Origin of the sequence: Bryocella elongata, assembly GCF_900108185.1 — a bacterium.
In the GTDB taxonomy this organism is placed as follows: Bacteria; Acidobacteriota; Terriglobia; order Terriglobales; family Acidobacteriaceae; genus Granulicella; species Granulicella elongata.
In genome coordinates, this window is the sequence record NZ_FNVA01000009.1 from 175,619 (window position 1) to 195,881 (window position 20,263).

Sequence of the window (20,263 nt, forward strand, 5' to 3'; positions counted from 1 at the left end):
CGTGATGTCGCGGAGCCTGCCCAACACGAGTCCAACCAGCTACCTTATGCGAACACTTGCCACGAGACGAACGTGGGAGAATGAAGCGATGGTTGCCGTGCCCGTCAGTCTGCGCTCGCAGCGCGCCAAGGCCACAAGTGTGGTGCTGCTGGTGTTCCTGCTTGCGGGACTCACGTGGCTGACGCCGCCACGCGATGAGGTGCTGCACAATATCCTGCATCACCTGAACATCCTCCCCTTCATGCTGGCGGGACTCTTTTTTGGATGGAGGGGTGCAGCACGCACGCTGCTACTGGCGGCACTGCTGCAGACGCCTTCGATCTATCGCCACTGGCATGTGGACCGGCTGGATGCCGACGATCAGCTCGTGGAGCTGAGCATCTTTGGCGCAGCGGGCATCATCGCTGGACTACTTGCCGATCGCGAACGCATGCAGCGACTACAGGTCGAGGAGACCAAGGCTGAGCTCGAGCACGTGTACACGGAGCTGCGACAGAATATTGAACAGATGAAAAAGACGGAACGACTTACTGCAGCAGGCCAGCTCTCCGCGAGCCTAGCGCATGAGATTCGTAATCCTTTGGCGAGCATCAGCGGAGCTGCCGGGATCCTTGCGCGCGGGCAGGCTTCCGCTGAGTCACGGGGAGAGTGCCTGGAGATTCTGACCAAGGAGTCGCAGCGACTGAATAACCTGCTGACCAACTTCCTCGAGTTCGCGAGGCCTCGGCTGCCGAGGCCTCAGCCTACCGACCCTGCCGACCTGATCTATGCCGTAGCGGCACTGGCGCAGCACGTGGCGAGCGCGCGGCATGTCGCTGTGCGGATCGAGGCCGATCCCCGAGCACCTGAGATGCAATGCGATCCCGAGCAGATCAAGCAGCTTCTGCTGAACCTGTTGCTGAATGCCGTGCAGGCGACGCCGGAGCATGGCTCCGTAGTTGTGCGTTGCATCACGTTACCGAACGCAGTCACCATCGAGGTGCTGGATGAAGGGATGGGTGTCGCAGTGCAGGACCGCGAGCGTATCTTTGAACCCTTCTTCACAACGAAAGAGACCGGCACGGGGCTGGGGCTGGCTATCGCGGCAAACATTGCGGAACAGCATGGCGGAAGGCTTCAATGCATCGAAGGCGATGGCGGTGGTGCGGTGTTTCGCCTCGAGCTGCCGCGTCATACTGTCGCGATGCGGTGCCGTGGAACGGGGCAGGTGCTGGCATGAAGCGCAATCACATCCTGGTAGTCGATGACGACAGCAGCCTGCGGCGCGTGATGAAGATGCAGCTGGAAGAGGCAGGCTATGCTGTGTCCCTGGCCTCTGATGGCGAAGAGGGATGGAAGCTGCTGCGGTCGCTGGACCCGCATCTGGTCATCACCGATCTGCGTATGCCGACGACAGGGCTGCAGCTGCTGGAGCGCGTTTCGCACGAGGCCTGCAGACGACGGTGATCGTCGTGACCGCCTTTGGCACCGTCGAGAGCGCGGTGGAAGCGATGAAGATGGGGGCCTATGACTATGTCACGAAGCCGCTGGACTTCGAAGCACTGCTGCTGGTTGTCCATCGCGCCATGGAGCGACAAAACCTCATCGAGGAAGTTCGGGAGCTACGCACGGCGCTCGATGAGCGGTATGGGTTTGAGGGCATCGTCGGGCGGTCGAAGAGTCTGTTGCGGGTTCTTGATCAGGCCGCGCGTGTGGCGCAGCGTGACACCACCGTGTTGATTCAGGGCGAGACAGGCACGGGCAAAGAGCTGATCGCGCGCGCGATCCATCACAGCAGCCGTCGAAAGACGAAGCCCTTCGTGGCAATCAACTGCGGAGCGATTCCGGCAGAGCTCGTCGAGTCGGAGCTGTTTGGGTATGCACGCGGAGCGTTTACGGGAGCGGTCGCTCATCGGCAGGGGCGCATTGAAGCCGCGGATGGTGGCACGTTGTTTCTCGACGAGGTGGGCGAGCTACCGCTCGACGCGCAGGTAAAGCTGTTGCGCTTCCTGCAGGAGGGCGAGATCTCGAAGATTGGTGCGAATGAGCCACTGCATGTCGACGTACGGATCATCGCAGCGACGCACCGAAACCTTACGGCGATGGTGGAGGATGGATCGTTTCGCGAGGACTTGTACTACAGGCTGTCCGTGGTGCCTCTGCTGATCCCGCCGCTGCGGGAGCGGCGCGAGGATATTCCGGAGCTGATCGACACGCTGTTCCGCAGGGCCAAAGAACGTCATGGGATGCCGGAGTTGAAGCTTGCGCCGGCGGTGCTGCAACGGCTTGTGGCGTATCGCTGGCCAGGCAACGTGCGACAGATGGAGAATGTGCTTGAGAGGCTGGTGGTGCTCTCAAGTTCCGACGTGGTGATCGTCGACGATCTCCCCCTCGAATTGACGCCTGCGACGCCACAACAGCCGGCGTCACTCTGGGCGGAGCTTCCTGAAGACGGGATCAGCCTGGAGGCTGTGGAGCGCGAGTTGATTTCGCGCGCGCTGGAGCGGTTTCACGGCAACCAGACGCGGGCTGCGAGCTTCCTGGACATCAGCCGGCGAACGCTCATCTATCGGATGGAGAAGCATGGCCTGCTGCCGTCGGATGCGACACCACCAACAGACTGAGCCGCTGATGTCAGCGGCTCAGTCCTTACGATGGTCGGTTCCACTTAGATATTGACGCTGGGCCTGAGGCGATTCTTGCGGACAAAGTCCGTGTCCTGAGTCGGCTCTCCATCACATTCGATCGCGATGGTCGTGACGGGGGTATCGGGCGCGTCCATCGGGAGACCCGTGAGATGCAGACGGAACTCGTCCTGCGTGAATGTCACGGATTGACCGGTCTTGAGGAGCTTCGCGGACTTTGCCTTCACCATGAGACCCGCAATCGAGACATCTTCTCCGGGCCAGAAGTGTACGTGCATGAAGAGCGTGTTGCCGGTGCGCGTGAAGCTGGCGTAGTTGGAGCGACGCGGCAGACAGATATCGCTGGCGTAGATGGTGTGGCCGTTGGTGTCCATCCAGCGACCTACCTCGCTGAGCACACGAATGGTTTCGGGAGGGATGCCGCCGTCGGGCTGCGGCCCGATGTTGAGCAGGTAGTTGCCGCCATCGTGCGCGCAGGTGATGAGGTTGCGGACGATGGTCTTCGACGACTTCCAGTTATCGTCCGCGCGTTGAAAGCCCCAGCTGTCGTTGAGCGTCATGCAGCTCTCCCAGGCGCGTCCACCCTTTTCCGCGGTGATGTGCTGCTCCGGTGTGGAGAAGTCTCCCAGCAGGCCATTGCGGTTGTTGACGATGATGTCGGGCTGCAGCGAGAAGACCATCTTGTTCATCTTCTCGGACTCCCAGCCATCGGCTTTGAGGGGCCAGCTCACGTCGTACCAGAGCACGTCGATCTTGCCGTAGTTGGTGAGCAGCTCGCGGATGAGGCCGTGCGTGTAGTCGACGAAGCGGCGGCGTGCTGCCTCGTCGGTCGCGCACTTTGCGCCATCCGGATGGTGCCAGTCCATGAGCGAGTAGTAGAAGCCAACACGCAGGCCTTCGGCGCGTGCCGCGTCGACGTATTCGCGCACGAGATCGCGCTTCGGACCCTGCTTGACGGCGTTGTAGTTGGTGAGCTTCGTATCGAAGTTACAGAAGCCTTCATGATGCTTGGTGGTCATCACCATGTACTTCATGCCGGCAGCCTTGGCGAGCTTCGCCCACTGACGCTGCGAGCCGGGCGCAGGGTTGAAGACGGGCGCGAGCTTCTGGTACTCGGGAATGGGGATGGCCTCGTCTTCCATGGCCCACTCATGCCGCGCGTGCTGACTGTAGAGGCCGAAGTGGATGAACATGCCGAACTTGGCTTCATGCCACCACTTCATGCGACGCAGCTGGTCGGGCGTGGAGGCTGGCGGCGCATCGGGCTGCGCGCCCGGGGTCTGCGCGAGTGCTGTCCCGGCTACTCCCAACGAGGCCATGGCGGCGCCTCCTCCAAGAAGTACATCACGGCGGCTGAGCATTTTGGGATCCATCGAGTCTTTCCTTTGAGCGAGGTTTAGAGGAGCTGAAGAGGTCCGGGGCGATGAGTCTAAGGTGGCGCGGTGCGGGGGCACAGCGCTGCAGACCGGGACAACGCGTGACGAATCAGAGGCGCGAATCGGTGCCGACTATTTTTATCAGCAAAAGGTGTGTTTTAGATAGAGGCGGATGCAAATCGACCCGACAAGGGGAACGATCCCGGTGGGACCCGGGGCAGAAGTTGGGTTGCGTCCTGAATCAGGCTACGGATTGTGGGGTGTTTCCCGTGAGTCGCCTGGCACCCATCGACCTAGCAGATGCGCGGAAGCTGCTCGCCAATCTGGAGCGGAAGGATGCGCGTGGCGCCAAAGCGGGTGCGTTCGACCAGCGTGCCGCGATGGTCCGCGACGACCTCGCCGATGATTGCGGCAGCGTGTCCCAGAGGGTTCGCACGCATCACCTGGAGAACGCGCTCGGCGTCTTCGGGAGCGACGATCGCGACCAGCTTGCCCTCGTTCGCAATATAGACAGGATCCATACCAAGGATCTCGCAGGCGGACGCAACAGCGGGCCGCACCGGCAGCGCGGTCTCGTCGATGCGAATGCCGACGCGCGATGACTGGGCGATCTCATTGAGCGACGTAGCAAGGCCACCCCGCGTGGGATCGCGGAGCACATGCACCTGGCCGGAGGCTGCGAGCATCGCCTCGACCAAGGGATGGAGTGCTGCGGAGTCGCTCTCGAGCACTGTCTCGAAGGAGAGGTTTTCGCGGCGGCTCATCACGGTCATACCGTGGTCACCTAGTGTTCCGCTGACGAGAACGACATCGCCGACCTTGGCCTTCGAGGGGGCCGGCGGGTGATCCGTCATGACGACGCCGATGCCAGCGGTGGTGATATAACAGCCATCGGCGTGGCCACGTTCCACGACCTTGGTGTCGCCGGTAACGATGCGCACGCCCGCGTCACGCGCGGCCTGCGCCATGCGATCTACGATGGCGGCCAGGGTCTTCATCTCGAGACCTTCTTCGAGGATGAAGGACGCACTGAGGTAAAGAGGCCTGGCGCCGCTCATGGAGAGATCGTTGCAGGTACCGTGGACGGCGAGTTCGCCGATGCTGCCGCCGGGAAAGAAGAGCGGATGCACAACGTAGGCGTCGGTGGAGAAGGCGATGCGGCCGGCGGGAAGAGTCAGCACGGTGGAGTCGGCCATCGCTTCGAGATCGTCGTTGCGGAAGGCGGGGACAAAGAGATTCTCGATGAGCTCGGCCGAGAGGCTACCGCCGCCGCCGTGGCCCATGACGATGCGCGGATAGTCGCGCAGCGGGAGCGGGCAGCTCCATTGTTCGATCACAAACTCTACTTCGCTGAGCATAAGAGTTCCTCTGCGGCGATCAGCCGGCCGTAGTTGTAATAGGCGGAGCATGCGCCTTCATTGGAGACCATGGTCGCGCCGAGGGGTGTGCGTGGCGTGCACTGTTTCCCAAAGGCGGGGCACTGGTTGGGCTTGAGCAGGCCTTGCAGGACCTCGCCACTGTGGCAGAGCGGGGACTCGTTGGCGACGATGCCTCCGACGCTGAAGCGATGCTCGGCGTCGAAGTCGCGGTAGGCGTCACTCAGGGCCCAGCCGCTGCGAGGGATGACACCTATTCCTCGCCAGGCGCGATCGATGGTGGTGAAGACGCGCGAAAGCAGTGCCTGCGCTGGGAGGTTGCCCTGTTCGCTGACAGCCCGTTCGTAGGCATTCTCGACGCGAGCTTCGCCGCGCTCCAGCTGGCGCACGCAGGCGAGGATGCCGGCGAGCAGGTCGTAGGGCTCGAAGCCGGTAACGACGATGGGGACGTGGTACTTCTCGGCGAGCGGGGGGTACTCCCACGTGCCCATGACGCTGCATACATGGCCTGCAGCGAGGAAGGCATTGACGCGGGTTGCGGGCGAAGACAGGATGGCCTCGATGGCCGGTGGCACGAGGACATGCGAGACGAGTGCGGAGAAGTTGCGGATGCTCTGCTGGCGCGCGACCTCGATGGCCATGGCGTTCGCGGGCGCGGTGGTCTCGAAGCCGATGGCGAAGAAGACGACCTCTCGGCCGGGGTTCTCGCGGGCGATCTTCACGGCATCGAGCGGCGAGTAGACGATGCGGACGTCGCCACCTTCGCTCTTGATGCGGAAGAGATCCTTGTCCGAGCCGGGAACGCGGAGCATGTCGCCGAAGGAGCAGAAGATGACGCCGGGACGCGCGGCGATGGCCAGGGCGCGATCGATGGCGACGAGCGGCGTGACGCAGACCGGGCAGCCGGGGCCGTGGATGAGACGGATCTCCTTCGGGAGGAGTTGATCGAGGCCGTTGCGGAGGATGGAGTGTGTCTGGCCGCCGCAGACCTCCATGAGGCTCCACGGGCGGGTGACGGTCTCGCGTATCTCCGCGAGCAGCCGCTGCACGGCTCCCGAGTTACGAAACTCTTCCTGGTACTTCATACGAGCTGATCTCCTGCTGAACGCTGCGTCTCATGCCTCGCGGGCTTACGAGCTTTCGAATGCGCCGAGCTCGCCGAACTCTTCTTCAAAGAGCCCGAGGTCCTTGAAGGTGCGGATGCTCTTCATCGCGGCAGCTTCATCGAGCTTGTTGATGGCAAAGCCGACGTGGACGACGACGTACTCGCCGACGGCGATCTCCGGCAGGTAGGCCAGGCAGACCTCCTTGACGATGCCACCGAAGTTGACGCGGCCCATCTGCATGCCGTTCTCGCCGTAGATCTCTTTTACCTGTCCTGGTACAGCAAGGCACATCTCGAGCTCCTTATCCTTTGCCGCAAATTACGAGATCACAGCACGTCTGCCCGCGTCTGCGATGGCCATCACATACCTGGACTGAGGGCTTTGCAGCTCCAGAAGGAACGCCAGCCACTCCTCCATACCCACGCCACGCTTGGCGGAGACGGCGAAGATGGTCATACCGGGGCGTACTTCGTGGATGTTGGCCTCCGCCACCTCGCGGTCGAACTCGCACGCTTCCGCGATGTCCATCTTGGTGATGACGGCGACGTCCGCACTGTTGAAGATGCCGGGATACTTCAGCGGCTTGTCTTCGCCTTCTGTGACGGAGAGCAGAGCGACGCGAACCGCCTCGCCGAGATCGTAGTTGGACGGGCAGACGAGGTTGCCGACGTTTTCGATGAAGAGGATGTCCAGATCTTCGAGCGCCCAGCCTTCGAGGTGACGCTCGATCATGCCCGCGTCGAGATGGCAGCAGCCATGCGTGGTGATCTGGCGGACGGGAGCGCCACTCTCCATGAGGCGGTGAGCGTCGTTGTCGGTCTCGAGATCTCCGACGAGAGCGGCGACGCGGAGCCCATGTTCGCGCAGGGCAGTGAGGGTCTTCTTGAGGAACTCCGTCTTGCCGGTTCCGGGGCTGGAGACGAGGTTGAGCACCAGTAATTCTGCCTGCTGGAAGCGGGCGCGCAGGTTGCGGGCTAGTTCATCGTTCTTGTTGAGCACGTTCCTTCGCAGCTCAAGTACTCGCGTTTCCATGTGCGTCTCCTCCTGCCGCATCAGCACGGCGCCTGCTCTGACTGCGGTGTTTCGATCTCGACCGATTCAATTGCCAGCTCGCGGCCGCTGCGGAAGTCACCGCTGGGCCTGCCACAGACCGGGCAACGAAAGCTCTGGACTCCCACGAGCGTCTGCTCGCACGCGCAGGAGCTGCAGTAGATGCGGACGGGGACGTCTTCAATCTCCAGCACACTGCCGGCGAGCGGCGTTCCCTGGGTCGCGAGATCGTAGCCAAAGAGGAGCGAGTCGCGCTCCACCCCTGCGAGGGCGCCGACGCGCAGGCGGACGGAGATGACCTGCCCACCGCCCTGGTCGGCGACGGCCTTCGTTACGGTGCTGACGACGCTGTAGATGATCGAGAGCTCGTGCATATCGTTGTAGCGGAAGGGTCGGGTATCGTACTACCTGACAGCCACGTGTTCCAGACAGGAGTTGCCATGTCCCATTGCAGGCGTGCGAAGCGCGCAACGTATCAGCTTCTTCCGGCCCTTTGCTCGGTGGCTTCTTCCGTCCTCTTCGCACCAGTACACGCTCAGGAACCGGATCGGACGGTGTTGCCCGTCACACCACCTGCGTTCCGCGGGAAGATCGCTCCCGGAATTGCAGAGGCTGTTCCAGGTCGTCCGTGGCAGGTGCGGGCGCCGCAGGGCGCGCCGAACGTGCTGCTGGTGCTGATCGACGATGCGGGCTATGGCCAGTGCGGTACGTTCGGTGGGCTGATTCCCACGCCGACGCTGGACGCGCTGGCGGCGAACGGGCTGCGCTACAACCGATTTCACGTGGCGGCGCTGTGCTCGCCGACGCGCGCGGCGCTGCTGACCGGACGGAACAATCATGCGGTGGGTATGGGGACCATCACCAATCTTGCGACGGACTTTCCGGGCTACAACGCGAGCATTCCGAAGTCGGCAGCGCTGCTGCCGCAGGTACTGCAGATGAATGGATACGCGACCGCGGCGTTCGGGAAGTGGCACCTGATTCCTGAGGCCGAGGCGAAGGTGTCGGGGCCGTTCGACCACTGGCCGACGCATCAGGGGTTCGATCGCTTCTATGGCTTTCTGAACGGCGAGACGGACCAGTGGTATCCCGAACTGACCGACGGCACCAAGCCGGTGGAGATGGTAGCTCCGCAAGGGCGCAAGGCGGACTACACACTGAATGAGGACCTGGCCGACCACGCCATCCAGTGGATCAAGGAAGAAAAGTCGCTCGCGCCGGACAAGCCCTTCTTCGTCTACTTCGCGCCGGGTGCAACACACGAGCCGCTTCAGGCTCCGAAGGCTTACATCGAGCGCTTCCGCGGGAAGTTCGACATGGGCTGGGACCGCTACCGGGAGATCGTCTTCGAGCAGCAGAAGAAGCTGGGCGTGATTCCGGCGGATGCGAAGCTGACGCCCAGGCCGAAGGAGATTCCGGCGTGGGACTCGCTGACACCGGAGCAGAAGAAGGTGGAGGCGCGGCTGATGGAGGTCTTCGCCGGCTTCATGGCTCAGGCCGACCACGAGATCGGGAGAGTCATCACCGCGATTCACGACACGGGCCAGATGGACAACACGATGATCGTCTTTATCGCGGGCGATAACGGGGCGAGTCTTGAAGGCGGTGTGCAGGGAACGTCGAATGCGATGGCTTCGATCAACGGCGTTGGGCCGACGGCGGCCGAGATGCTGAAGGAGATCGATGAGCTGGGTGGACCCCACACCACACCGCACTATCCGGTGGGCTGGGCGTGGGCAGGCAACACTCCCTTTCAGTGGGGCAAGCGGATCGGATCGCATCTCGGAGGGACGCGCGACCCGATGGTGGTGACGTGGCCGGCGGGGATCAACGATCACGGGGGGTTGCGCACGCAGTTTGAGGACGTGACGGACGTTGCACCGACGATCCTGGATGCGGCGCACATCCCTGTTCCGACCGAGGTGAACGGCGTGAAGCAGCAGCGCATGGATGGCAGGAGCATGCTGGCGACGTTTGCCTCTGCGAGCGCTCCGGGGCTGCGGACGACGCAATACTTTGAGATGCTGGGCAACCGCGCGATCTACCACGATGGCTGGATGGCAGCGTCGCGCAGTGGCTCGCTGCCGTGGGTGTACTCGAGCGAACCGCCGGCGGATCCGAACAAGCTGCCATGGGAGCTCTATCACCTGAGCGAGGATTACTCCGAGGCAGACAACGTTGCGGCCGAACATCCGGAGAAGGTTACGGAGCTGGCGAAGGTCTTCGACGAACAGGCGCGCGAGAACAATGTCTACCCGATCGATCCGCGCTTCGGCGGGCGACAGCCGCGGCCCGAAGGTCATCACTTTACGTACTACACCGGCACCGGGCATCTGTATCTGTCACTAACGCCTGCATACGAAAACCACTCGCACACGATCACGGCTTACGTGGACATACCGAAGGGCGGAGCGAATGGCGTGCTGATGGCCGATGGCGGCGAAGGCGGTGGCTTCAGCCTTTTTCTGAAGGACGGCAAGCCGAGCTACACCTACAACTACTTCAAGCGGAAGATCACAACGGTCTCTGCGCAGGATGCCTTGCCGCCGGGACCAGCTAAGATCACGTTGCGTTTCGTGGAGGCCAGTAAGAGCGTCGGAGGTCCTGCGGACGTGGTGCTTGAGGTGAACGACAAGCGAGTGGCGTCGGCACATCTTCCTGACACAGTGCGCGTGGCGTTCTCCTTCGAAGAGACCTTCGATGTGGGAGAGGACAGTGCCTCAGCGGTGGGGCCTTATGAGAGCCCGTTTCCGTTCACCGGAACGATCGATCACATCGATCTCGACGTTGAGCCTTGAGCCTTGAGCGAGAAGACGGCTGGCGAAAAAAATGCGTGTCGCAGCAGGAAGCTACGACACGCCCGGAGAGTTCACCTGTAACGTCAGCTACGGAATGTTGTTCTGCAGCGTGACCACCGCCTTGTCGCTGCCGGGATCAAGCGCCTGCTTCGCCTTTCGCAAGTCGCAGCCGGAGAGCAGTACGTCGCTCGTACCTTCGCCACTCGCACGCAGGAAGCTCGCACAGTTCGCGGGCGCCTGCGTATCGCGGACCCACACGGCGGAGCTTGCATGCAGGGAGATTACCGGCTCTGCACCTCGGATCGGTGTTGTGCGAAGGTTTGAGATGCCGACCTCATGCACATCATCGAGCACGAAGGTGGGCCGCATCTCGGCTTCGGGGTTGCGGAACTCGATATCGCGCAGTTGTATGTTGCGTGCGTGACGGAGATACATACCTGAGGCAGGCAACATACCGAACATGCGCGCCTCGGGGTACTTGTCTTCCTTCTCGGGCACCTTGAGGTCAACCCACTCGGGCTTTGGCTCCAGCACGTTTTCGATGCGCACGTTGGAGATGGTGACATTCTCGACGAAGTGGCCGGGAATACCGACGATGGAGCCCGCGAGCAAAGCCTCCGAAGCTTCGATGTTGCTGATGGTTACATTGCGCACACCGTTCTGCGGGTAGTGATGCTTGTTCGCGCGATTCCCCAGGCGAAGGAAGATGGGCGTGCGGGTGCGCTGCATGCGGATGTTGGTGATGGTGACACCGTCGATCCAGCCACCATCCACCGTCTCCAGTGCAATACCGGCGATAACACGGTCCTTGTAGGGTCCGGGGGAGTTATAGATGACCGAGTTAGAGAATACGATGTTCTCGAAGCCGCCCTCTGTCGCTGTTCCAATCTTGAAGCCATTGCAGCAGGTCGTCAGCGTGCAGTTGGTCACGGTGACGTTGCTGGTCAGCCGCGGGGCCGTGCCGTAAGGATTCTCACTCTTGAAGCAGATCGCATCGTCTCCTGTGTCGATCGCACAGTCCGAGATGAAGACGTTCTGGCAACCGCAGATATCCATGCCATCTGTGTTGGAGCCGTAGTTCGGGTTCTTGATGTTGAGCCCATGGAGGACGACGTTGTCACAGTTGATAGGCCGCATCGTCCAGCCTGAGGCGTTTTCGATGCGGAGCCCTTCGATGCGCAGCCAGCGGCAGCTGACGAACTCGAGCATCGGACTGGGACGGCCGTTCGGATTCTTCTTGTAGGCGTGTGCGGTCACCTCGGCCCATTGGTCGTCCTCAGGGAGCGGCTTGCGTCCTGAAGGAAGCCAGAAGCTGGGGCCCTGGCCATCGATCCTTCCCGGGCCTGCAAGCGTCACGTTCTCCGCATCGCGAGCAAAGATGAGATGAAACTGATTGGCATCGCCCTTGAGCGAGGGACCCTTCATCCCTGTGTAATCGCTCATCTCGGTGCTGCCGAGGATGGTCGCGCCGGCCTCGACGTAGAGCGTGACGTTGCTCTTCAGTTCGACGGTGCCGGAGCGGTAGACGCCGGGCGGGAGGTAGACGATGCCACCGCCTGCCGCGGTGCAGGCATCGATGGCTTTGTTGATGGCAGGCGAATCGAGCGCCTTGCCATCGCCGCGTGCTCCGAACGCACGAGGATCGAAGAAAGTGGGCCGCTGACCATGCGCCGTCTCCTGCCCGGCGAAGGGCAGAGAGACGGCGGCAGCACCCGCTGCGGTCAACGAACGAAGGACACTGCGGCGATCAATCACGAACGAGGCTCCTGCAAGGTTAGAAGACAAACTCAGCGCCGATACGAATCACGCGCGAAAGGTTGGCGGTGTTGGGATTGAGCTTGCCGAAGGTCGTTGCCGCCGGCGTGGGCGTGATGATTGGCGTCGTGCCGTTTACGGTGTACGTCTCGCCGCTGGTCAGCGGATCATTGGCCGTGCTGTTCGCCGCGAAGTACACGGGATGGTTGAAGACGTTGTTGAAGGTACCGATGAGGTTGAGCTGGTAGCGCTCCTTGATGTAGAAGCCCTTCTTCACGCGCATATCGAAGAGGAACTCGCGCGGCGAGCGGGCGCCAGTGAGGGTACGAGGTGCGTTACCCAGCGTTGGGGCTCCGACCGTTCCGGGCGGCGTGCAGCTTACCGGCGTGCCCGTGGAGTTGACGGTGCAGCCAAAGGCTGCGGCGTTGAGATACGGCGTGAAGGTACCACCGTTCAGGCCGAAGGGATTGTCCTTCCAGTGCGGGTTGATGAGCGGCACACCCGGAATGAGGTTGGGCCGAAGGACGTAACCGCTGGGCAGCGCAGCACTGCTGCAGAAGTTCTTGGTGGTGCAGCCATTCGTTCCGTTCGGCGTAAACGACACGAAGTTACCGTTCGCACCTGAACTGTTGCCGAAGATGACGAAGTTGGGGTAGCCCGAAGCCACGGTCGCGATGCCGGCAGTGGAGATGTTGCCAACGATCTGGTTCAACAAGGTGTGGTGCAGATCGAAGCGCTCCCCTTTGCCGAAGGGAAGGTTGGCGTTATAGCCCACCTTGAGGCGGCTGGGCTGATCGTAGCTGGAGACGGCCCATTCGCCGAAGGCATTGCTCGGGTCCTGCGGTGCTGTCGTACCGAAGTTGCCGAGGCTGCCCGCGTTGGTGTCTGGCACGTTGTCCATCGACTTCGACCAGCTGTAATAGACAAGCGCCGTGAGGTTGTGGCCGATGCGCTCGATCGCCTTGAGATACAGCGCGTTGTACTCGTTGGTGCCGCGCCGGGCGTAGCTTTCGGTGATGCTCTGGTTGAAGAAGTTCTGGTACGGATTCAAGCGCTGCAGGTTGGTTTCGGAGACCAGCGAGCTGGTTCCCGGGGTCACGATGCCGTAGGTGTTCGTCGAAGAGGCCGCGAGGTTCTGGTGCTGGCTGATCGCATTGTCGATGGTGTTCAGCGAGGGCACATTGATAGCGCCGGCAAAGCTGCCAACCAGGTGCACGCCGTGCAGGCCCTGGTAGGTGCCTTCGAGCAGCGTATTGTGCAGCTCGTACTGCAGGGTGACGTTGTAGTTCTGCATGTAGGGCACAGCGGAGGTCTGCTGGATATACGTGGGCGTGAAGCCCTGCGCGGTGGAGATAGCCGTGCCGCGCTGTGCATTCAGGGCTGCATAGGCTCCGGTAAGCGGGCCAACTCCGTTGGTGATGTAGTCGGTGATGTTCGGCGCATTCACCGAGCCCACGTTGTACGTCACCTGCTGCGCCGAGATGTTGAAGTTAGGATCGGGCAGGTTCTCGTAGCCGGTAAGCGGAAGACGCATCATGCCATAAGCAGCACGCGCGGAAAGGTGCGGCGTGGGGGCATACTCCAGACCGATGCGAGGCTCAAACCCATGCCAGTTCGTGGGCCAGAGATTGCGGCCCAGGCCGCAGGTGCCGGAGAAGCAGAACGCTGCAGGTGAGTTGAGGGTGCCTACGGTGATGTTCTGATTCAGCAGGATCGTTCCCTGGTTGTTGTACTTCTCGGTGCGGGGCGTCTCCACCTCATAGCGCAGGCCGAGGTTGAGGGTCATGTGCGGCGTCACCCGCCAATCGTCCTGAAAGTAGCCGGCGTTGTAGTGCCAGCGATAGTAGCCAGGGACGTTCGTCGGTGCGGCGCTGTAGGTGTTGATCTCACCGAGGATGAAGGTTGCTTCCGCGTTGCCGCCGGTTCCGGCCGAGGTGCCGGTGGTGTTGGTCAGGGTCTGCGAGAAGTTGTAGGCTCCGCCGTAGGTCTTGGAGTAGTCATACTCGTTGGACTGGATCCAGCGCAGGTCCACGCCAAACTGGAAGAGGTGGCTGCCGTGGGTCCAGGTGAAGTCGCCGCCGCCGATGAAGTTCTGGTCGACATCGGTGTAGGGGGTGGAGGCGCCGAGCTGCAGCGTGGAGGTGCCAAGGGTGCCCAGCGCAGGGAAACCAACCCCAGCGGCCGCAGGCGTCAACCCGTACTTCGCGCCGAAGTCCTCGGTGAGCGCACCCGCCGGCGGGGTGCGCTTCTCGTTCACGCGCAGGAAGGAGTAGCGCAGCACGCCCACCAGGCTGGAGCTGAAGGTGTGCGTGTAGCCGATGGCGAGGTCGTTCGTGGCGATCACGTCCGTGGGAACCTGATTGATCGGGCTCGATTGGGACAGCGCGAAGAAGCGTGGTCCGGAGATGGGGACATCCGCATAGCGCACGTAGATCTGGTTGGAGTTGTTGAACTGATGGTCGATGCGGAAGCTCCAGCGGTTGTCAACGTCCGAGACACCACGCTTGTAGTTCGCATTGTTGCCCGAGTTGTCGTAGGTCCCGTCTGCGTGGTCGAAGGTGACATACGGCCCAGGATTGGAGGGCGTGGGGAGAAGCGACAGCACGTACTTCGCAAACGGATTAGCCGCAAGCTGGTTGGAGACATCATCCACGCCGTGGGGGCCCGTCGCCTGCGTGTGTGCCGAGCCGAGCGTGCTGATGGGGAAGCCCTGCGCGTTGGCGGTGCTGTTGATGTAGATGCCGCCGATGCGCGCGGCGTTAAGGGCCGCTGCGTAGCCGCTGGTCTTCAACACGGTCGGGTCCAGCAGTGTCAGCGAGTCATGCAGATAGCCGGTCAGGTCCTCTGGCGTGTTGAACGAGCCGCGATAGGACTGCGCATTCTGGATGCGGGCCGGCTCGCCGGCGGCGTAGAAGAAGGTCCTGTCCCTGCCGTTGTACAGCCCGGGGATGCGCACCGGGCCGCCGATGTAGAAGCCGTAGTAGTTCTCATGCTGGGCGTTGGGCGCCGTGTTTCCCAGCGGGAAGGCGTTGAAGAAGGGATCGGTGTGCCGCCAGGTGATGCGTCCGTGGTAGGCATTGGTGCCGCTGCGGGTGGCCTGTACGATGACGCCGCCGCCGGTGCGGCCGTAGCGCGCCGAGAGGCCGGAGGTGATGACTGTCGTCTCCTGCACGACCTCGTTGGAGAGATTGAGGCCGGTGCGGGCGTAGCTGGCCTGGGTGACGTCGGAGCCATCGACGAGGATCGACCCGGTTCCCGGAGGCGCGCCGGCGATGGAGATGCTTGCGCCGGGGACGACGGGGCCGGTGGTGATGACCGGGTTCTCGCCGAAGACACCGCCGGGGACCGAAGGATCGCCCGTGACGCCGGGGACGAGCAGCGCAGCGCCGAGGGAACTGCGGTCGGGATAGGGCAGGGCCTCGACGATCTGGTGGTCGACGGTGGTTGCGACGTCGGGGCTGGTGGTGGCTACCTGCAGTGCGTCTTCGGTGACGGTGACGGTCTCATTGACGCTACCGACCTTGAGCACGGGGTTGACCGTCGCGGTCTGGTCCGCGCTGACGACGATGTTGTGGACGATCTCGTTCTCGAAGCCGGTTCCGTTGACGGTCATGGTGTAGCTGCCGGGGTTCAGCGAACGGACGCTAAAGACACCGGACTGGTCGGAGCGGGTGGTGAGGCGAACCCCGGTCTCGTCGCCGACGATCGTCAGCTGCACGCCCGGAATGGCGGCGCCGTGGCCGTCCTTGATGACGCCGGAGAGAGCGCCCTGGCCGGTCTGAGCGAGAAGAGAGACAGAGTGCAGCGGGGGCAGCAGAAGGGCGGCGGCCAGAGCGAACCGCCACGCCGGGCGAGAGCAGGTGTTGCGAAACGAGAGTAGTGCCATGGGACTCCTGAAGGGACTTGCGGTATCGCCTGGAGCTTCCGCGACGCCTTTCGAGACGCGCTACGGTGCTCTTTTGCGGACCCCGAAGCATCCCCCAGGAACCCCATGCACTCGCAAGTCAATTCACTGGAAAGACCCACGTAAGGAGTTGTAAGGAGCTTTCCAGATCAATGCGAAGTGGCTTGTGGCCATGTAGTTACAGGCGTTGCGGACATGCGGAAGCGAAGCTCGCCTCCGGCGAGGATCTCGGCGTGAGAGATCCACGCTCGGGTGAGAGGCTTGCCGTTCAACGTCGCCGCAGCAATATATGGATGGCCCGGACCTGCGTTGTCGGCCACGATGCGGAAGGTTCCGCCGCCAGGCAGATGCAGCGTGACCGACGGGAAGAGCGGCGTACCGATGGCATAGCGTGGCAGCCCCGGCGTAACCGGATAGAAGCCCATGGCGCTGAAGACATACCAGGCCGACATCTGGCCGGAGTCGTCGTTGCCGATGAGCCCGTCGGGGCGATCGGTGTAGGAAGCGAAGAGGCCGGCGAGGTGCCGCTGCGCCTTCCAGGGAGCGCCCGCCTCGTCGTACAGGTAGGCGATGTGGTGGCTGGGCTCGTTGCTCTGATCGTAGGCGCCGTCGGCAAAGAGCTTGTCGAGCTTTGCGACGAAGGCCTCGCGACCGCCCTCCGCGGCGATCAGGCCGGGGACATCCTGCATGACGAAGAAGGTCTGCTGCGAGGCGAGGGCTTCGGTGAGCCAGCGGAACTGCTTGTTGGGGTCGAAGGGCGTCACCCAGGAGCCGTCTTCGTGGCGTCCACGAGCGTAGCCGGTGGAGGGGTCGAGGACGTTGCGCCAGTTCCCTGCCCGTTTCGCGAAGAGCTCGGCGTCGGTGGTGTGGCCGAGGTCGGCGGCGAAGCGCGAGACGAGGCCATCGTCGAAGGCGTACTCCATGGTGCGCGAGACCTGCTCCTCCTGGTGGGGCGAGAAAGCGTCGAGGACGTGGTCCTCGAGCGGGATGTAGCCAAACTTCAGGTAGGAGGCGAGGCCCCGGCGGCCCCGGCCATCGGCGGACTCGGCGGCGTTGGGAACGTCAGCGGCGTTGTGGCGCACGAGGCGGTAGGCCTCGGAGACGTCGAAGCCGCGAATGCCCTTGGCGAAGGCGTCGTAGATGATGGCGATGGCGTGGTCGCCGACCATCTCCGAGGTGTAGTTGTTCCAGGCCGGGAAGATGGGCAGGAACCCGCCTTGCTGCCCCTTGGCGACCAGCGAACGGACCATGTCCCGGTCGCGGTCAGGCGCGAGCAGGGTGAAGAGCGGATGCACGGCGCGGAAGGTATCCCAGGCGGAGAAGTCGTCGTAGTAGGTGAAGCCTTCGGCATGCATCAGCTTCGAGGGGTCGGCGAAGCGGGGATAGGCACCATCGGAGTCGGAGACGGTGCGAGGGTGCGCAAAGGAGTGATAAAGCGAGGTATAGAAGACCTCACGCTGGTCTTTGGGGGCGTCGGGATCGATTTCGACCTGCCCGAGGAGCTCGTTCCAGCGGGCGGCGGTATCGCGCTCGACGGCGGCGGCGTCCCAGCCCGGAATCTCGGCGACGAGGTTGCGCCGGGCCTCCTCGACGCTGACGAAGCTGGTGCCGATGCGGGCGAGGAGGGTCTCGCCGGGCCGAAGCTCGAAGCGGAGGTAAGCGCCGGTCTGGGCCGCTACGCCCTCCAGCGTGGGCTGATTCGCTGAGCCATCGTGCCTCCCGGTGGTATCCCAGGTGCCGCTGGATTTGATCGGGTGATCGAACTGGACGACGAAGTAGCCGGAGAACCCGGCGGGCTCCCCGGCTCGGGCGTACAGCCGGCGGGCAGGGTTGGAGCCGCTGATCTCGTTGTGGGCACGGTCGATGGTGGTAGATCCGCCGGCGGCCCAGGCATTGTTCTGAAGCACGACCCAGGCCGGTGCGTCGTGGCGGAAGGTGAAGCTCATGAGGCCGGAGCGGGTTCGCCCGGTCGCGACGATACCGATTCCCTGCTCGGGCAGGTCGAGCCGGTAGGCGGCGGGCGAAAGGTGCTCGTGGGCGTGGTCGAAGGGGACGGCGCGCGCCGCGGATTCGAGGCGGAGGTTGCCCGACTCGGGCATCAGGGTGAAGCTGCCGTAGTCTCGCACGCAGGAGCCCGAGATCCAGTGCGTCCCCCGGATGCCGCTGAAGGTCCGGTCGGTATCGTAGTAGGGTGCGATGCACTTGACCTCGCCGGCGCGGGTCTCGGGGCTCCAATAGGTCATGGCAAAGGGAGCGCCCACCCACGGAACGATCTGGCCCTGGCCAGCGGTGCCGATGCGAAGATTCAGGCTCTCCAGCGGGGAAAGCCTGGGGTGGGTGGAAGGTGTTTCCGACGGGTGCGGGGAGCTTTGGGAGGGTGCCGCGAAAGGAAAAGCCAGAGAGAGAGCCAAGGGTAGCAGTGCTATAGTGGACGCCGATGCCATCTGCATAGCGTCCCGATCCGGGGGGCGATGTGCAAGCAAATTAGCCGTAAAACGTGAGTCCTTACGTAAGAACTCACAGTGAAAACGTAGAGAATCCGGCAACTTTGGAGTTTTTTGACGAAGGCCCGGCATAGGCTTGTGAGGTTGGATTCGAAGTGTCAGTGACCCTGCAGCGCGAGACGAAGGGCCTTCGCGAGTCGCCGGGAACAGCTCGCTCGTCTGCGCCACTGGATCCTGAAGCTTGCCGGAGGGTGGTGGAGCGGATCTGTGAGTCTGCGGAGGTGCGTCGCGCGGCGCGGCTGCGCGACTTCCTCCACTACGTGAGCCGACGCACCCTTGAACAGCCGGAGGTTCCGGTCAGCGAGCAGGAGATCGGCGTTCATGTCTTCGAACGGCCGGCGGACTACGACACGGGCGTGGACAACATCGTCCGCGTCAATGCCTCGGAGCTTCGCAAGCGCATCACGGCGTACTTCGCGGCAGAGGGCGCACGCGAGCCGGTGTGGTTCGACATCCCGCGCGGCAGCTACGCGCCAAGGTTCTTCATTCCGGAGACGAGCGCACCCCCGACGCCGCCAACTACCGGCGTCTCGGTCCCCATCGAGCATGCGGTCATGGCCATCCAGGCGGACACGGCTCGAATCGAAGCGCATCCTCTGCCTGCATCGACCTCAAGCCCCAGCGGCGTTGAGAGAAGGTTGCTGTTCGCGCTCATCGGGGTGCTGCTTTGTGCCTGCATCGCACTCGCCATCGCGTGGCGCAGCGCGGCGGGTGCTGCAGCAGTTGGGCGCGGCGGGCCCACAGTACGTGCTTTCTGGTCACCCGTTCTCGAAAGCTCGCGGACTACGGACGTGGTGCTGGCGGACACCTCGTTTACCCAGGCCGAAGATGTGCTTGGGCACCAGATCCCGCTCGACCAGTACCTGAAGCACACCTATGTGACAGAGCTGAACCAGTCGCAGCTGGCGCCTGAGTTCAAGTCAGCGATCACCGCGCTGGTGGACAGGAACTATGGCAGCTTCGGCGACTTCCAGGTAGCGCGTCGGATCCTGTCGCTCGCACCGCGCTCGCCGAACCTCAACCTTGTGTACGCTCGCACGCTCGAACCACCGACGCTGAAGACGGACAACCTGGTGCTGATCGGCAGCAGCTACTCCAACCCATGGAGTTCGTTGTTCGAATCGCGGCTGAACTTCCTGGTCGTATCGAACGGCTTCCACCAGCTGATGTCGGTGACGAATCGGCAGCCGGGGAGTGGAGAACAGGCGAGTTATGAAGCTCCAGCGCAGGCGGGAGCCTCGGTGGGCTACAGCGTCGTCGCCTCGCTGCCGAGTGAGGATGGGCACGGTGAGGTGATCCTGCTCGAAGGGACCTCGGCCGAAGCCACGGAGGCAGCGGGTGAGTTCCTCACCTCCGAAGATCAGTTGCGTCACCTTCAAAGCGTGATGCATGAGCCTTCGCTGCGGCACTTTGAGGTGCTGCTTCGGACGACGAGGCTGGCAGCGACGCCGCTCTCGGCGGAGATCGTGGCCTGGCGCAAGCGCTAGGCGGTGTTCGGTCCCGCGGCTTGGGCTGCAGCTTTCTCCCCTGTTACACTTCCGCCAACACCCCTTTGTCTGGCCGCTGTTCCGGGCCATCTATGAAACGCCGCGGCCCTCGTCTCCGCAGCACGCTCGCTCTCGATCCAACGCCATACAACGGCGGGTCGTGAGTCGCCGCATCTGTTCCGGGACTTGATGAGCGCTGCATACCCTGCAATGTCTCCGGGCGAAACCGGAACGCCTCTCCTTTTCTCTGCTGCGCCCTTTCAACCTGCAATCACCAAGGAGC

The 20,263-nt window shown here is 63.0% G+C and carries 14 protein-coding genes; 5 read left to right on the plus strand and 9 right to left on the minus strand.

Annotated elements, in window-relative coordinates:
- The first annotated feature begins 88 nt into the window (after nt 1–88).
- Genes C4S68_RS21760 through C4S68_RS21765 form a run of 3 tightly spaced genes read left to right on the plus strand, consistent with a single transcriptional unit; the run spans nt 89 to nt 2,603 of the window.
- Entirely contained in the window at nt 89–1,219 is a 1,131-nt protein-coding gene (locus C4S68_RS21760) for a sensor histidine kinase (protein WP_103935229.1), read from the plus strand.
- Nucleotides 1,216–1,446, plus strand: coding sequence for a response regulator (locus tag C4S68_RS23725; RefSeq protein ID WP_235011784.1), 231 nt, complete (start codon nt 1,216–1,218; stop codon nt 1,444–1,446). Before C4S68_RS21760 ends, C4S68_RS23725 begins: the two co-directional genes overlap by 4 nt.
- Entirely contained in the window at nt 1,443–2,603 is a 1,161-nt protein-coding gene (locus tag C4S68_RS21765) for a sigma-54 dependent transcriptional regulator (protein WP_235011785.1), read from the plus strand. The genes C4S68_RS23725 and C4S68_RS21765 overlap by 4 nt, the downstream gene beginning before the upstream one ends.
- A gap of 44 nt (nt 2,604–2,647) precedes the next feature.
- Here C4S68_RS21765 and C4S68_RS21770 read toward each other — a convergent pair whose 3' ends face one another.
- The 6 genes from C4S68_RS21770 to C4S68_RS21795 form a co-directional block, all read right to left on the minus strand.
- Nucleotides 2,648–3,997, minus strand: a complete 1,350-nt coding sequence (locus C4S68_RS21770) for an alpha-L-fucosidase (RefSeq protein ID WP_103935230.1) — start codon at nt 3,995–3,997, stop codon at nt 2,648–2,650.
- A 296-nt stretch (nt 3,998–4,293) separates the two neighbouring features.
- Nucleotides 4,294–5,358, minus strand: a complete 1,065-nt coding sequence (gene hypE, locus C4S68_RS21775) for a hydrogenase expression/formation protein HypE (RefSeq protein ID WP_103935231.1) — start codon at nt 5,356–5,358, stop codon at nt 4,294–4,296.
- The gene (hypD, locus tag C4S68_RS21780) at nt 5,343–6,461 is read right to left on the minus strand and encodes a hydrogenase formation protein HypD (protein ID WP_103935232.1); all 1,119 of its coding nucleotides are present in this window, start codon (nt 6,459–6,461) and stop codon (nt 5,343–5,345) included. Before hypD ends, hypE begins: the two co-directional genes overlap by 16 nt.
- A gap of 45 nt (nt 6,462–6,506) precedes the next feature.
- Nucleotides 6,507–6,773, minus strand: coding sequence for a HypC/HybG/HupF family hydrogenase formation chaperone (locus C4S68_RS21785; protein WP_103935233.1), 267 nt, complete (start codon nt 6,771–6,773; stop codon nt 6,507–6,509).
- Nucleotides 6,774–6,800: 27 nt separating this feature from the next.
- Complete coding sequence (gene hypB / locus C4S68_RS21790) at nt 6,801–7,514, minus strand: hydrogenase nickel incorporation protein HypB (RefSeq protein WP_103935286.1); 714 nt, start codon at nt 7,512–7,514, stop codon at nt 6,801–6,803.
- Nucleotides 7,515–7,534: 20 nt separating this feature from the next.
- Entirely contained in the window at nt 7,535–7,906 is a 372-nt protein-coding gene (locus C4S68_RS21795) for a hydrogenase maturation nickel metallochaperone HypA/HybF (RefSeq protein ID WP_103935234.1), read from the minus strand.
- A gap of 66 nt (nt 7,907–7,972) precedes the next feature.
- Between C4S68_RS21795 and C4S68_RS21800 the strand changes: the two genes are divergently transcribed.
- Nucleotides 7,973–10,330, plus strand: coding sequence for an arylsulfatase (locus C4S68_RS21800; protein WP_103935235.1), 2,358 nt, complete (start codon nt 7,973–7,975; stop codon nt 10,328–10,330).
- 87 nt (nt 10,331–10,417) lie between these two features.
- Here C4S68_RS21800 and C4S68_RS21805 read toward each other — a convergent pair whose 3' ends face one another.
- From C4S68_RS21805 to C4S68_RS21815, 3 genes are all read right to left on the minus strand, one after another.
- Nucleotides 10,418–12,085 carry a glycoside hydrolase family 28 protein gene (locus tag C4S68_RS21805; RefSeq protein ID WP_160115281.1) on the minus strand — a complete coding sequence of 556 codons (1,668 nt, stop codon included), beginning with the start codon at nt 12,083–12,085 and terminating at the stop codon, nt 10,418–10,420.
- A 19-nt stretch (nt 12,086–12,104) separates the two neighbouring features.
- Nucleotides 12,105–15,971, minus strand: a complete 3,867-nt coding sequence (locus C4S68_RS21810) for a TonB-dependent receptor domain-containing protein (RefSeq protein WP_103935237.1) — start codon at nt 15,969–15,971, stop codon at nt 12,105–12,107.
- A gap of 167 nt (nt 15,972–16,138) precedes the next feature.
- A complete protein-coding gene (locus C4S68_RS21815; protein ID WP_235011786.1) occupies nt 16,139–18,400 on the minus strand; it encodes a GH92 family glycosyl hydrolase in 2,262 nt (753 codons plus the stop codon).
- Between the two features lie 188 nt (nt 18,401–18,588).
- Here C4S68_RS21815 and C4S68_RS21820 point away from each other — a divergent pair, with 188 nt between their 5' ends.
- Nucleotides 18,589–19,980: a hypothetical protein gene (locus C4S68_RS21820; RefSeq protein ID WP_146072270.1), complete on the plus strand. Its 1,392-nt coding sequence runs from the start codon at nt 18,589–18,591 to the stop codon at nt 19,978–19,980.
- Nucleotides 19,981–20,263 lie beyond the last annotated feature (283 nt).